This window comes from Pseudomonas sp. SLFW (assembly GCF_009905615.1).
In the GTDB taxonomy this organism is placed as follows: domain Bacteria; phylum Pseudomonadota; class Gammaproteobacteria; order Pseudomonadales; family Pseudomonadaceae; genus Aquipseudomonas; species Aquipseudomonas bambusae.
Map to the genome: position 1 here is coordinate 242,001 of NZ_JAAAKW010000005.1, position 13,173 is coordinate 255,173.

14 protein-coding genes are annotated in these 13,173 nt (G+C 60.3%); 1 reads left to right on the forward strand and 13 read right to left on the reverse strand.

From position 1 onward, the window contains the following. Positions 1-14: 14 nt before the first annotated feature. The 4 genes from GVN17_RS11585 to GVN17_RS11600 form a co-directional block, all read right to left on the reverse strand. A complete protein-coding gene (locus GVN17_RS11585) occupies positions 15-785 on the reverse strand; it encodes an amino acid ABC transporter ATP-binding protein (RefSeq protein ID WP_166595397.1) in 771 nt (256 codons plus the stop codon). A 14-nt stretch (positions 786-799) separates the two neighbouring features. After that, a complete protein-coding gene (locus GVN17_RS11590) occupies positions 800-1,765 on the reverse strand; it encodes an amino acid ABC transporter permease (protein ID WP_166595398.1) in 966 nt (321 codons plus the stop codon). A 232-nt stretch (positions 1,766-1,997) separates the two neighbouring features. Further along, positions 1,998-2,885, reverse strand: coding sequence for an alpha/beta fold hydrolase (locus GVN17_RS11595; protein WP_166595399.1), 888 nt, complete (start codon positions 2,883-2,885; stop codon positions 1,998-2,000). Between the two features lie 170 nt (positions 2,886-3,055). Beyond that, a complete protein-coding gene (locus GVN17_RS11600) occupies positions 3,056-3,943 on the reverse strand; it encodes an SDR family oxidoreductase (protein ID WP_166595400.1) in 888 nt (295 codons plus the stop codon). Positions 3,944-4,041: 98 nt separating this feature from the next. Here GVN17_RS11600 and GVN17_RS11605 point away from each other — a divergent pair, with 98 nt between their 5' ends. Next, complete coding sequence (locus GVN17_RS11605) at positions 4,042-4,869, forward strand: helix-turn-helix transcriptional regulator (RefSeq protein ID WP_166595401.1); 828 nt, start codon at positions 4,042-4,044, stop codon at positions 4,867-4,869. A 3-nt stretch (positions 4,870-4,872) separates the two neighbouring features. Here the strand turns inward: GVN17_RS11605 and csgH are convergent, their stop codons facing one another. From csgH to GVN17_RS11650, 9 genes are all read right to left on the reverse strand, one after another. Next, a complete protein-coding gene (gene csgH, locus GVN17_RS11610; protein WP_166595402.1) occupies positions 4,873-5,178 on the reverse strand; it encodes a curli-like amyloid fiber formation chaperone CsgH in 306 nt (101 codons plus the stop codon). 5 nt (positions 5,179-5,183) lie between these two features. Next, complete coding sequence (locus GVN17_RS11615; RefSeq protein ID WP_371928535.1) at positions 5,184-5,696, reverse strand: curlin-associated protein; 513 nt, start codon at positions 5,694-5,696, stop codon at positions 5,184-5,186. After that, positions 5,680-6,579: a CsgG/HfaB family protein gene (locus GVN17_RS11620; RefSeq protein WP_166595403.1), complete on the reverse strand. Its 900-nt coding sequence runs from the start codon at positions 6,577-6,579 to the stop codon at positions 5,680-5,682. The genes GVN17_RS11615 and GVN17_RS11620 overlap by 17 nt, the downstream gene beginning before the upstream one ends. Positions 6,580-6,628: 49 nt before the next feature. Continuing rightward, positions 6,629-7,906 carry a hypothetical protein gene (locus GVN17_RS11625; RefSeq protein ID WP_166595404.1) on the reverse strand — a complete coding sequence of 426 codons (1,278 nt, stop codon included), beginning with the start codon at positions 7,904-7,906 and terminating at the stop codon, positions 6,629-6,631. 145 nt (positions 7,907-8,051) lie between these two features. Further along, on the reverse strand, positions 8,052-8,474 hold the full coding sequence (locus GVN17_RS11630; protein ID WP_166595405.1) for a curli assembly protein CsgF: 423 nt from the start codon (positions 8,472-8,474) through the stop codon (positions 8,052-8,054). A gap of 12 nt (positions 8,475-8,486) precedes the next feature. Next, entirely contained in the window at positions 8,487-8,930 is a 444-nt protein-coding gene (locus GVN17_RS11635) for a CsgE family curli-type amyloid fiber assembly protein (protein WP_166595406.1), read from the reverse strand. Between the two features lie 447 nt (positions 8,931-9,377). Continuing rightward, a complete protein-coding gene (locus GVN17_RS11640) occupies positions 9,378-11,096 on the reverse strand; it encodes a PAS domain-containing hybrid sensor histidine kinase/response regulator (RefSeq protein ID WP_166595407.1) in 1,719 nt (572 codons plus the stop codon). A 123-nt stretch (positions 11,097-11,219) separates the two neighbouring features. Beyond that, positions 11,220-11,909, reverse strand: coding sequence for a GNAT family N-acetyltransferase (locus GVN17_RS11645; RefSeq protein WP_166595408.1), 690 nt, complete (start codon positions 11,907-11,909; stop codon positions 11,220-11,222). Positions 11,910-12,139: 230 nt separating this feature from the next. Continuing rightward, positions 12,140-13,063 carry a LysR substrate-binding domain-containing protein gene (locus tag GVN17_RS11650; protein ID WP_218576168.1) on the reverse strand — a complete coding sequence of 308 codons (924 nt, stop codon included), beginning with the start codon at positions 13,061-13,063 and terminating at the stop codon, positions 12,140-12,142. Between the last annotated feature and the right edge of the window lie 110 nt (positions 13,064-13,173).

The window sequence follows — 13,173 nt, forward strand, 5'->3', positions numbered from 1 at the left end:
TGCGGTGAAGCCTCTCAGTGGCTGAGAATCTGCGACAGAAACTCTCGGGCACGCGGGTGCTGAGGGTTGTCGAAAAAATCGGTGGGGCGGGCCTGCTCGATGATCGCGCCCTGATCCATGAAGATGATGCGATCGGCCACACGACGGGCGAACCCCATTTCATGGGTCACGCACACCATCGTGATGCCGTCCTGGGCCAGTTCGCCCATCACGTCCAGCACCTCCTTGACCATTTCCGGGTCGAGTGCCGAGGTGGGCTCGTCGAACAGCATGATGCGCGGCCGCATGCAGAGGGCCCGGGCAATCGCCACACGCTGTTGTTGACCGCCCGAGAGCTGGCCGGGGTATTTATCGGCCTGGTTCCTGATCCGCACGCGGTCGAGGTATTCATACGCCAGTTCGCGGGCTTTCGATTCGCTGAGCTTGCTCACGAGGCGAGGCCCGAGCATGAGGTTTTCCAGCACGGTCATGTGCGGGAACAGGTTGAACTGCTGAAACACCATGCCGATCTGGCGACGAATCCCCGCCACGCAGGTGGCATCGCGGGTCAGCTCGACGCCGTCGATGAACACGTGGCCTTTCTGGAAATCCTCCAACAGATTAAGACAGCGGATCAGCGTGGACTTGCCGGAGCCGGAAGGGCCGCACACCACGACGATTTCACCGGCCGCGATGTGCAGGTCGATCCCTTTGAGCACGTGAAAGTCGCCGTACCACTTGTGCATGTCCTGGATCGAGACAGCCGGATACGACGCCGACGCGAGGGAAACGGATTGCTGATTCATTGTCGTGCTCCTGATCAGCGATGGGCGCGGTTGAAGTGTTTTTCCATCCGTGCCTGAACCGTTTCCAGCACGATGGACAGCAGCCAATACAGCACGGCAGCGGTGATGAGCATTTCCAGGTGACGGAACTCGGCGCGGCCTTGGGTGCGGGCGAGGAACATCAGCTCCCACACCCCGATTACCGATACCAGCGAGCTGTCCTTGAGCATCGAGATGAACTGATTGCCGGTCGGCGGGATGATCAGCCGCATGGACTGCGGGAGGATCACTCGGGTCATGGTCTGGAATGGCGTCAGGCCGATGGCCCGCGAGGCTTCCCACTGCCCACGGGAAATGCTGCTGATGCCCCCGCGGAAAATTTCTGTCATGTAGGCGCCGTAGCACAGTGAGAGCGCGAGAATCCCCGCGGGCACTGCGCCGACCACATAGCCCAGCTGGGGGATGCCGAGGTAGATCAGGTAAATCTGAATCAGCAGCGGGACGCCGCGAAAGAACGAGGTGTAGAAACTGGCGATGGCAATGGCGAAGCCGTTGGACGACAGCCGGGCCGTGGCACCCAACAGCGCCAGCACGAACGCGATGGCAATGGAAATGGCGGACACGTAGACGGTGGTGAACACCCCTTGGGTGATCATGAAGCCGACCTTGGTGGCGATGAAGCTGTAAGACAGATTGAACGTGTCGAAGAACAGCAGGAACAGCACCAGCAGCTCGCACCAGACGGTGATGATCTGCGCCCGTAGCGGAAAGCGGCCGAGCATGAACAGATTCAGCATGGCGGTGAGGGTGAAGGTCCCGCCCACCGCGATATTGCGTGCCCACGGCGATTCCAGATCGAGGACGATGGGGCCCATCAGGTGTGAGAGCCGACTTTCGCCAACGCCACACAGGAGGGTGATGCAGAAAATGACAGCGGCGATGGCGCCCATGAACATGACACTGTCAGTGAAACGCGCCTTGATGATGTGATCCTTGTACATCGCTTGCATGCCTCAGGGTGAACCCCATTTGTTGTTGTGGGGCCATTATGAGGGCGCGATTTGCCGGGCGGCAGCCTGCGATTTAACGGTTGTCAGGCTTTGTTACCGAATAATCGCCGGTCAAACCCCTACATCTGACGGCGCGGGGCGTCATGTTGAGTGGGAAAGAGGCGCAGCCTTCAGAACGTCCGTGTCGAATGCTCAAGCACCCGACAGCGGGATGCCTGGATGCTCAGCGGTTCAGCACCTCCAACACCGCATCGGCGAACACGGCGGGTGCTTCTTGCGGGACGTTATGACCCACGCCCGGCAGCACCTGTCTGCGCACCTTCGCGCTGAAGCCTTTCACGGCAGCCGCGTCATCCCGCTTCGACGAGACCCCATCATCGGCCCCGCCCAGAATCACGCTCGGCACCGAAATCGGGGGCCGTTGCGCCAGTTGGCGTTCGATCTCGGCGTAACGGGGATCGCCCTCTACCAACCCGAACCGGTGGCGGTAGGAGTGGGTCACGACGTCGACAAAGTCCGGGTTGGAAAACGAATCCGCGCTCGCCTCATAGGTCCCCTCGCTGAATGTCCAGCTGGGCGACCACTGTTCCCACAGCAGGCGACAGAACGCTTTGCCATTGGCCTTTAACCCGGCATATCCACGCTCGCCATGGAGGTAATACTGATACCAGAGACGATGCTCGCTCCGGGCTGAAGAGGGCGTGTTGGCGGCAGCAATGTCCTGAATGTTGTAGCCCGGATCACCGCTTACCAGGCCGATCACCCGCTCGGGCCACAACGCTGCGACGACACACGCCGCGCGGCCACCCCAGTCATAGCCCGCCAGCACCGCACGTTCGATGCTCAGCGCGTCAAGCAAGGCCAGCAGATCGGCGCCGAGGGCGGCCTGTTCACCGGATCGAAGCGTGGACGCATCGAGAAAGCGCGTGGGGCCGTAGCCCCGCAAGTACGGCACGATGCAACGGCAACCCGCGTCCGCGAGCCGTTTCGCGACCTCGTCATAGGCGCGAACGTCGTAAGGAAATCCGTGCAACAGCACCACGACTGGCCCGTCGGCGGGACCGCTTTCGAGGTAGGCGATATTCAGCACGCCTGCTGTGACCTGTTTCATGTGTCGCTCCCACGTCTAATGTGCCCGCGTCGAAATCCTGCCAGACGCCGAGGCAGGGTCATGTGCTTCAGACCCAACTCCGATGTCACAGGTTTAACGAATCTTGGCGGCGGTGCGTGCAGGATGCACCGCCACGGCGACAAACCCATGAACGTGGTCACTCCTGACCGCTATCGCCCCAGACACACCCGCACATCCTCCAACAACCCCGGCCCCTTCGGGTTCCACCCCAGCCGTTCCCGTGTCTTGGTGTTCGACGCCGACATGTCCTGCCCCGCGAACCCGGCCATCCAGCCGAAATGCGCTGCGGCCTGTTCAGGGCTCAGGGAAACGGTCGGCACGCCCAGCCCTTCGCCAATCACCTGCGCGATGTCACGGAAGGCAATCGTCTGTTCGGCGGTGGCGTTGTAGCGGGCACCGGGTGCGTGTTTTTCCAGGGCCAGGCGGTAGAGGTGGGCCGTGTCGGCAAGGTGTGCGGCGGACCATCCTTCGTTTCCTTCACTGACGTAAGCCGACACGCCTTTCTGCCGCGCCAAGTCGATGAGGTAGGTGACCAGACCCTGTTTCACCGGGTTGTGGATTTGCGACAAGCGCATGACCACCACATTGATACCCCGCTCGCTCAGTGCGTGGCCGGCCAGTTCCGAGGCGGTGCGTGGATGGGGATGGGCCGGGTCGAAATGGTCTTCGTCCGCAGGCTGGCCGGGGGCGGGGCAGCCCATGGCGGTGCCGGAGGTGATGATCAATGGGCGCGCCGAACCTTCCAGCGCAGCGCCTAACGCCGTGATGACGCGGCCATCCTTCTGGCAATTTTCGACGAAGTAAGTGAAATCGTGATCGAAGGCGGTGTGGATCACCGCGTCGCATTGTTCGGCGCCTTTGCGCAGGCTGTCGAGGTCTTCGATGTCGCCTCGGTGAGCGACAGCGCCCACGGCACGCAACGCACGTTCGCCGTGATCGGAGCGGGTCAGACCCAGCACGTCATGGCCTGCGTCGAGCAATTCCCGCGTGACCTGGGTGCCGATGAAACCTGTGGAGCCGGTGAGAAATACGCGCATGGGGTCACTCTCGCTTTGCTGAAAACACCAGCCTGCGCGTAGTCTGTATCCAGTTAAAGACGTGACGTTATCAGGGTATACACACTAACAGGCTTGCTATGTCAGATCAGTCGGTTCAATTGCTGGGTGCGTATTTGAAGGATTGCCGGGGGCGGCTCGACCCGGTGAGTTTCGGCTTTTCCAATGCGCGCAGGCGCACGCCGGGATTGCGTCGCGAGGAGGTCGCGCAGCGCGCCAACATCAGCGCCACTTGGTACACCTGGCTGGAACAGGGCAGGGGTGGCGCGCCGTCCACCGAGGTGTTGAACCGCATCGCCCAAAGCCTGTTGATGACCGAACCTGAGCGCGAACACTTGTTCATGCTCGCGTTCGGCCACCCGCCCGAAGTGATTTACCGGGCGCCTGAAGGCGTGACGCCGCGTTTGCAGCGCCTCTTGGACACCCTTGAGTTCAGCCCCGCGATCATCAAGACGGCCACTTGGGATGTACTGGCCTGGAATCGTGCGGCGGCTGTTGTATTCACCGATTACAGCCTGCTGCCGGTGAAGGAGCGCAACATTCTGCGCCTGATGTTCTGTCGGCAGGGCGTGCGCGAACGGCAGGAGGATTGGGAGAGCATGGCGAGGTTCGTGGTGGCGGCGTTTCGCGCGGATGCGATTCGAGCGGGGGCGGCGTCGGAGGTCAGCAAACTGGCCGAGGAGCTGTGCGTGTTGAGCGCTGACTTTGCGCGGTTCTGGCGGGACAACGATGTGCGGGTACACGGTGAAGGCAGCAAGCGGCTGCATCATCCGACGATGGGCTTGATCGCGCTGGAGTATTCGGGATTTGCCGTGGATGGCAGGCCGGACCTCGGCATGGTTATTTACAACCCTGCCACTGCTGAGGATACCGACAAGATCCGGGTGTTACTGAAGGGGAATGATTAAGCGTCAGCTCGTGGTTTCGTCGCAGTTCTTGTCGAGGGATTTGACCAATACGCCGTCCTGGAAGAGTTCCAGGTGAATGTTGCAGGCGGCTTCCGGTGGAATGCTCAGGCGCACGAGAGAGGTGCTGGCGCCGGTCTGGATATCGCCCTGCTGGCTGATGCTGGAGGTGCCCGCGGCGCTGCGTTGGCTGATCGCCATGCGGTAACGCAGGGTCAAGGGCGTCGGGTTTTCGATGTGCGGACGAATCAGCACAGCCGCCCCTTCACGGTGGGTATCGATGGCGACGACCAATTGCGATAAGTCGATCATGGGTCTCACTTCTGCGTGACTGTAGCGTTCATGTTGCTGCCGAACTGCTGGACACTGACCACGCCACCAAACCCGCTTTGGGTGACGTTGGCCTGGTTGTTCTGGCCATACTGCCCGACGTACGCCTGATTATAGGCGCCGCTTTGCACGACGTTGGCCTGGTTGCCGGTGCCCACTTGCGCGATGGCCGCCTGGTTGTAGCGCCCGCTCTGCTCCAGGGTCATAACGTTGTTGTAGCCGTTCTGCTGGGCATACGCGGCATTGTAGGCGCCGCTCTGGTTAATGGTCGCCGCGTTGGCCTGGCCCGTCTGGATTTCCACCAGACGCTGGCGTTGGCCACTTTGATCGACCGTGGCGCGGTTGTAGGAGCCGATCTGGCTCAGGTCAACCCGGCTGCCCGACACACCAAGGCCGGAGTAGCGAGCCTCGGACACCAGGTCGGCGGCCGAACACAGCGTACTGCCAAGGGTCAGTAAGGCAGCGCAGGTCAGCAGCGCATATTTATTGTGGTTGCGCACTTGAATCTCCCAAGAGCTTGGTCTGCTCCGCAGAGGTAATTGGCGTATTCATCGTCTGCTCGTCATACGCCTTCAGGTAGCCCGCAAGCAGGGGCTTTTTCAGGTCGTCCGGGTTTTTCAAGGACCAGCTGCCGTCGCGGGCACCTTGGGCAATCAGGTGAATCAGGCCCGCTTCGATGGCTTCACGCACGCACTGCTGAACCGGTTCGTTGCGTGAAAGGCCGGTTTCCACTTCCAGCAGGTGACGCAGCGACACGAACTTGAAGACGCCGAAATCCAGCTGGATAGAAAACACGGTCTTGGTGGTGGTGATGCTCTGGATCACGTCGCCGGTGCGGATGTCCACTGCTCGCAGGTTGATGGTCACCTGATCCTGGCGGTAAATGTCCGACGGGCCGATGCCCAGGTAACGCACGCCGAAACCGCCGGTGCGCACGTTGCTTTCGTAGGCGACGATGGCGCCTTCGATGATCATGTTGGCCGGACGCAGCGGAGGCAATTGAGTCTGTGCCCGGTCAGATGGCTGCTCCAGCGCTCGAACGATCTTGCGTTCGGTCAGAAGGTCTTGCAGGTTTTCGCGTTCCACCGGTTTGAACCAGCGCGAATCGCGTAACGCCCCGACCAGAAGCGACGCGGCGCCCTGAGTCACTGACGTGGAAAAAGAACTGTCCGGCGAAGGCTTGTACTGGCCGGTCTGGTCACGCATGCCGTACACCGCCACTGGAATCTGACCTGCTGGAAGCGGCAGGTTGGCGAGGTCGCGTGTGGATTGGGTGGGCGGCGAAATGGTCGCCGGAGAAATGGTGCCCGCCGGGCGCGAAGTGGCACAACCACTCAGGACTACAGCGGCGAAAATCATCAATGAAATCGTGCGGGCGCGCATGATAAAACTCCGAAAAAACCCGCCGGCGAACCGGCGGGTACGACCTGGATTAGTGCTGATTGATCACAACGTTGTTGTTCAGGCCGCCGGTCTGGGTGACGTTGGCGGTCAGGTAGTTGCCGGACTGAGTAACGCGAGCGGTGTTGCTGATCGCCGAAGCAGTCTGGTTGAGGTCGATCGAGTTGTGGCCGCCGGCTTGCTGAGTCAGCTCAGCCAGGTTGTTGATGCCAGCCTGGTTGCTGAGGATGCTGTTCTCGTAGCCGTCCTGCGTGGCGACCAGGCGGTTTTTGCTACCGGTCTGGTTGCTGGTGGTGGCGTTGCCGTCACCGGTCTGGGTGATTTTCGCGGACAGATCGTAGCCGTAGGTTTGATTGGCTACGACGCGGTTGTACGATCCGTTTTGGGTCGCTTGGATGCTGCCGTCGAACGAGTTTTTCTGAGTCAGCGCGCCGGTGTTGTTGCTGCCAGTCTGCGACAGTGTCGCGGAGGAACCATCAGCGACGTTCTGGTAGATCGTGCCGGTGCTGTTGTTGCCGTTCTGGGTCAGCGTGGCATGGGTGGTCCAGGTGTCGTTCTGCAGAATCGAACCGGTGTGGCCATTGCCGTTCTGGGTCAGGTCAGCCGTCGAGTCGCGGGTACCGTTCTCTTGGGTGGTGGTGGCCTGGTTGTAGCCGCCGTCCTGACTGATGGTAGCGGTGACTTTGTAGCTGCCAGTCTGGGTCAGGTTCGACGTGTTGTTGTTGCCGCGCTGAGTGACGGTGCCGGTGGCATCCGTGTTGTTTTTCTGAGTGACGTAGGCGCGGTTGTCATTGTTGTACTGCTTGACGGTGGCGACTGCCTTGTTATTGCCTTCCTGACGGAGCTCGGCCGTATGACCGGAACCGTCCTGGTTCAAGGTGGCGCTGTTTTGTTGGCCCAGGTTGTTTTTCTGGGAGATGTAGCCGGTGTTGTAGCTACCGTCCTGGGTCAGGGTAGCGGTCTGCTTGTTGTCCGAGTTGAAGTTGGTTTTGCCAACCTGCTCGATGGCTGCGTTGTTCTGGACACCGCCACGCTGGGTAGCGTAGGCCGTGTTGTAGGCATTGCTCTGCAGGATGGTCAGGTTGCTGTCACGGGACGCCTGAAGCACCTTGCTGCCTTCGGTACCGGCCACGTTACGGTTGCCAGTCTGGTTGAGGGTAGTGGTGGAGTTGATCGCACCGCTCTGTTCAATGTTGGCGCCGTTGAAGCTACCGTCCTGGTAGCTGTTGACGGTACCGTTGCCAGCGAAAGCTGCGCCTGAGACAGAAGCCAGTACTGCGAGGGCGATAATGGATTTACGTGCTTGCATGATTAATTCCTTTATTCAATGTTTTAGTTGTTTCTGGGTTTAGGGCAGGCGAGCGACGCCCGCGAGTTATTGCACAAGGCACAACACGTCTTACAGGAGCGTTACAGCGAAATCGTTAGTGCTGAAGCGGTACAGCGACCATTACTTATTGGTTGATCTGGAACGACGTACTTTGACCGGTGGTTTTATCGGTGGTGGTTATTTGCAATAAGCCTGGCGACAAGTTGACGATGGAAATCGTGAAGTCCGTGGTTTCAACGGTTCCTGGCGTCAACTTGCCGTCGGTGCCGACAATGCTCGATGTCACCGCGGACGAAACGCGGCTCAGAATCGCGCTTTGCAACATACTGTTGAACTGATTCAGCGTGCTTTGCGTCGATCCCGAGGAAGACGACTTCTCGGTGAACTTGTTTTGCGCGTTCGCCTGGTTCAACAGCACGGGGCCGTTGAGCGGGTTGCCGCCGAAGGATGGGTTGACCGGGACGTACACCAGTTCACTGGCAAGGACGCTGGCGCAGGGGCCGGACAGCGAGAGCAGACTGATGAAAGCAAGAGACAAGCGATTCATGATTAACTCCTTTTAGATCTCATCGCGACCCATGTCAGGGTCCCCGAAGAACTGCGCCAATTGGTAGTCAAGAATGGCCTGGAACACTTGAGCCGCCACGTCTGCACCCAGTCCGGCAATCTGGCTGCGGTTCGGTGGGAGGGCCACCTGAAGCATCCGGCGATTGCCGTAGTTGATGAAAATCTGACTGCCTAAACGTGCGGTGGGGCGCTCCGTGACTGAAACCGTAAAACGACCTTCTTCATCTTTTTCGGCCCAGGCCGAGGCAAAACTGTCGTAAAACGCATGCCCGTTCTGAGTCACTGTCTGCCCGACGACCAGTCCGCCGACTTCAGCGCGATTGAGGGAGCGCTGAGAAGATAAAGCCGGTGTTGTGTTGACGCTTTCTTCGGCAAATGCCGTCGCGGCAAGGCACAGGGGAAGCACCATCATTATCCTTAAAGTGGTGTGTTTCATGGCAGGCACATACAAAGTTTGTTGGAGTGGTCACAGTGTAAATACAAATAATGGGAATACGCCACCACGAAACTAAAAATAATGTCATTTATAAATTGGCGCCAAAAATTAGAGTGACTAACTAGTGCGGTTTAAAAAGACTAATCGCGTCGCTAAGTTGACGTCGGTTTTTCGTGCGGGTCCGCGTGTTTCGCGGAGGCTGTCCTGCAAAGTCACACGGAAAGGCCGGTTCAGACAGCGCGCCTGAAAAAGTATCTTTCGGAGGAGTAACCCACTTAAGCGCGGTTATTTAAGAGCGTTGTTTTCTGTCTCGTTTTTGAGACTTTTACGGCGGTGGCGGTATAACGAAAGTTATAACTGTCAGGAGCCCCGAGGGGGCCTGAGGCATGCGGGGCGAGGGGGGCAGGGCATTTTTTGCCGACAAACGGCAGGGCGTCGGCGTCTGTTTCAGGTCGCCAGAATGCATTTGATGCGTGCGGCAAGGTCGTCCATGGTGAACGGCTTGGTCAGCAAGTGCATGCCGGGCTCCAGTTGTTCTTCCCACAGCAGTGCGTTGTGCGCATAGCCGGTAATAAAAAGCACCTTCAAGTCCGGGCGCACGCTGCGTCCGGCGTCGGCCACCTGCCGGCCATTGAGACCGCCTGGCAGACCCACGTCCGTCACCAGCAGGTCAATGCGCTGGTTCGATTGCAGCACCTGAAGACCTTGCGCACCGTCCTCCGCATCCAGGGCGGTGTAGCCCAGGTCTTCCAGCACTTCGGCGATCAACATGCGCACGGTCGGTTCATCGTCGATCACCAGCACGGTTTCCCCCAACCCGGCCAGTGCGCCGGACACAGCGGTCGGCGTCGACACGCTTGCAACGTTGCGCGTGGACCTCGGCAGGTAGAGCGTCATAGTGGTGCCCACGTCCATGCGCGATTCAATGTGAATGCTGCCACCGGACTGGCGCACGAACCCGTAGATCATCGACAGGCCCAGCCCGGTCCCTTTGCCAGTGGGCTTGGTGGTAAAGAAGGGGTCGAAGGCATGGGCCATCACGTCACCGCTCATGCCACTGCCGGTATCGCTGACGCTCAGCGTCAGGTATTCGCCGACGGGCAGCTCCAGGTCTGCTGCGGCCTTGGACGTCAGGTTGCGATTGCCGGTGGCGATGGTCAGCGTGCCGCCCGACACCATGGCGTCTCGGGCGTTGATACAGAGGTTGAGAAGGGCGTTTTCCAGCTGGTTCGGGTCTACTTGGGTCAGCCACAGGTCAGCGGTGTTCTGGATGTCGATATGCACGGCTGGCCCGATGGTGCTGCGGATCAGCTCCAGCATGCCGTGGATCAGCGCATTGACGTCGGTGGACGTCGGCTCCAGCGTCTGACGCCGGGAGAACGCCAGCAGACGATGAGTGAGCGCGGCGGCCCGTCGCGAGGCACCCTGGGCGGCCTCGAAATAACGCTCGGTGTCATTCAACCGGCCCTGACCGATGCGTAGCCGGAGCATTTCAAGGCTGCCCATGATCCCGGTCAGCAGGTTGTTGAAGTCGTGGGCCAAGCCGCCGGTCAACTGACCCACAGCCTCCATTTTCTGGCTTTGTCGCAGCTGTTGTTCCAGCAGCCGTTGAGCGGTCATCTCCACACCCACACCGGTGCGGCGCACGGGGTCGCCTGCGTTGTTGAAATAGGTGTGCCCTCGGGACAGCACCCAGCGAATCGCGCCGTTCGGGTGCAGGATGCGGTATTCGAGTTCCAGGTCGCCGCTGTTGACCAGGCCGCCTGCCATGGTCTTGCGCAAGGCCACCAGATCGTCGGGGTGGACGTTGGCGAGAAAGTCCGTGCGTTTGATGCCCGCCGCCCCCTGAAGCGGATCGATGCCGTAGAGCTCGCTGATGCCTTCATCGCAATAGAAGCAATCGTTGGACACTTCATAGGTCCATACCCCGACCCCGCGCACGGCCGACAGGGCCAGTCGAGTGAAGTCCATGGAGTCGTACAGTGCGGTTTCGCCCTGCGCCTCGGCCGCCACGTCGCGCCGGGCCGCGTCATTGGCCTGCATGATGCGCAGGGCGGCACGTCGAGCCTCCTCGTCGGTGGCGTAATGACCCGCGCTGACCTGAGCATCGAGCAGGGCGGAAAGCGCCAGACTCAGGGCCAGGTCCTGGGGTGCGCGGTAGGACATGAAGGGTATTCTCTGCGTGGACAGTTGAGCGGGCGAGTAAATATCACACAACGTCGAGCGGGAATAGCCTGTCGCCAGCCGTCGGGCGTTTTAACGTTCAGTGAGCGCCCGTTTCTTCCGGGTTTACACCGCGCGTCGCAGGCCCGACAGAAAAAAACCCTGCCGTCTTTCGAAGCCCAGTCGTTCATATAAGGCGATGGCTGAAACGTTGCTGCTGAGGACATGCAGAAACGGAGTGGCGCCACGGGAGAGAATGTCGCGACGAAGAGCGTTCATCATGCGCCCCGCCAGTTGCCGCCCGCGATACGCCTCGTCCACGCACACGGCGCTGATTTCCGTGAATCCGTCGAGGCGCATGCGCTCGCCGGCCATGGCGATCAACCGGCCATTGTCGCGGACGCCCAGATAGCGGCCCATTTCGATCGTGCGCGGACCGAACGGGCCAGGACGGGCGCTGGCGGTGAGTTGCAGCATGTCCGGGATATCCGCCATCCCCAGCGGTTGCAGGTCGGTGTCGTCGTAGGCCAGCGGCGCACCGGGCGCGACCATTTGCATCAGGGTGCCAATCTCGCTCGCGACGAGATTGCGCATGGCGGGCAGCGGCGCGAGGGTTTGAATCGCCACCTGGCCGTCGTGGGGGATCAGGTCATGCAGGGCGTCGAACGCTTCGGGCGAAGGTTCGATGACCGAGGCGAAAGGCGCGACGTCTGGCAAGTAACGGCCACTCAACGCGTCCCTTTCGCCGAGATGGCGCTGGAGGGTATTCAATGCATGCCAGGTGGGGTTGTCGAGCGTGGCGTAGGCGTTGTGCATGAGGAACGAGTCGTCAGGTCGGATGGGTGTGGGCCATTGTTTGTCTGTTATCAGCGGATTAGGGCAGTTTCACACCATGAAATGATAAGAGCAATCCTGTGGGAGCGAATTCACCCGCGAAGGGTGGGTACATCCACAGCATCTCCATCGCCTGAGCTCTCTTTCGCGAATGAATTCGCTCCCACAGGTTCCCGGCCACGGCGCGATCAGGTGACGGCGGGGCAGCGAGTTCACGGCCCCGCCCCGACAGGCCGCAACCCCAACTCATCCAACAACCACTTTTTGAACACTTCCGCTGCCTCATGCCGGGTCCGCCGTTTCGGGTAAACGAGGTAGTGCCCGATGTATTGAATGTCGTGGGTCACGGCGCGGAGCGGGGCGACCAGCGTGCCTTTTTCCAGTTCGGTCTGGGCCAGCAGGGTCGATTCCAGCACCACGCCCATGCCGCTGGTGGCGGCCGCAATGGCCATGATGCTGCGGTCGAAGCGCAGGGCGTAATGGTGCGGTGACATGAGGTGGTTGGCCTCGAACCAGCCTTTCCATTGCAGCATTTGCACATCGCACTGAATCAAACGGTGTTCGTACAAGTCCTGGGGCGTGCGGATGCTGGCCGCCAGTTCGGGGCTGCACAGCGGCGTCAGGTGCTCCACGGCCAGCGGGATTTTTTCGATGAGGTTGGAGCGCGGTTCGCCGTAGACGATGTCCAGGTCGAAATCATCGTTTTCGAATTGCGCGTAATCGGTGCTGGCGGAGAACCGCAGGTCGATGGACGGGTACGCCTGCACGAAGCGCGACAGTCGTGGCATCAACCATTGCATGCCGAAACTGGGGGCGGTGTGCAGGCGCAGGGGCGGCGGTTCCTCGGTCTTGGCCAGCATGAAACCGCGCTGCATTTCGTCGAGCCCGCGCTGCACATGCTCCATCAGCAAGCGGCCCTTCGGTGTCAGGTTGACTTCACGGGTGGTGCGCTCGAACAGCTGGATGTCGATGGACTCTTCCAGCTTGCGGATGGAATGACTGACCGCGCTTGGCGAAATCCCAAGCTCTTGTGCGGCCTGAATGAACGAGCCGGTGCGTCCCGCCGATTCGAAGACCCGCAGGGAAGACAGCGGCACTCTGCGCAGTTGTTGTATTAGTGAATTCTGTTCATTCATTGCTGTAAAAATGTCTTTTGTAGGGGCTTATTTCTCGATGTTAGCTTGATTGCAAGTCGGACGCAGGCCCTTTGATGAATTCGAAACATCAGTCGATAGCCTGCTTCCTG

What these genes read in the sequence shown, in the direction of transcription:
- GVN17_RS11600 (WP_166595400.1), bottom strand. Translation starts at nt 3,943, where the DNA reads ATGCGCGTATTTCTCACCGGCTCCACAGGTTTCATCGGCACCCAGGTC.
- GVN17_RS11590 (WP_166595398.1), bottom strand. Translation starts at nt 1,765, where the DNA reads ATGTACAAGGATCACATCATCAAGGCGCGTTTCACTGACAGTGTCATG.
- GVN17_RS11605 (WP_166595401.1), top strand. Translation starts at nt 4,042, where the DNA reads ATGTCAGATCAGTCGGTTCAATTGCTGGGTGCGTATTTGAAGGATTGC.
- GVN17_RS11620 (WP_166595403.1), bottom strand. Translation starts at nt 6,579, where the DNA reads ATGCGCGCCCGCACGATTTCATTGATGATTTTCGCCGCTGTAGTCCTG.
- GVN17_RS11630 (WP_166595405.1), bottom strand. Translation starts at nt 8,474, where the DNA reads ATGAATCGCTTGTCTCTTGCTTTCATCAGTCTGCTCTCGCTGTCCGGC.
- GVN17_RS11625 (WP_166595404.1), bottom strand. Translation starts at nt 7,906, where the DNA reads ATGCAAGCACGTAAATCCATTATCGCCCTCGCAGTACTGGCTTCTGTC.
- GVN17_RS11645 (WP_166595408.1), bottom strand. Translation starts at nt 11,909, where the DNA reads ATGCACAACGCCTACGCCACGCTCGACAACCCCACCTGGCATGCATTG.
- GVN17_RS11585 (WP_166595397.1), bottom strand. Translation starts at nt 785, where the DNA reads ATGAATCAGCAATCCGTTTCCCTCGCGTCGGCGTCGTATCCGGCTGTC.
- GVN17_RS11595 (WP_166595399.1), bottom strand. Translation starts at nt 2,885, where the DNA reads ATGAAACAGGTCACAGCAGGCGTGCTGAATATCGCCTACCTCGAAAGC.
- GVN17_RS11640 (WP_166595407.1), bottom strand. Translation starts at nt 11,096, where the DNA reads ATGTCCTACCGCGCACCCCAGGACCTGGCCCTGAGTCTGGCGCTTTCC.
- GVN17_RS11635 (WP_166595406.1), bottom strand. Translation starts at nt 8,930, where the DNA reads ATGAAACACACCACTTTAAGGATAATGATGGTGCTTCCCCTGTGCCTT.
- csgH (WP_166595402.1), bottom strand. Translation starts at nt 5,178, where the DNA reads ATGATCGACTTATCGCAATTGGTCGTCGCCATCGATACCCACCGTGAA.
- GVN17_RS11650 (WP_218576168.1), bottom strand. Translation starts at nt 13,063, where the DNA reads ATGAATGAACAGAATTCACTAATACAACAACTGCGCAGAGTGCCGCTG.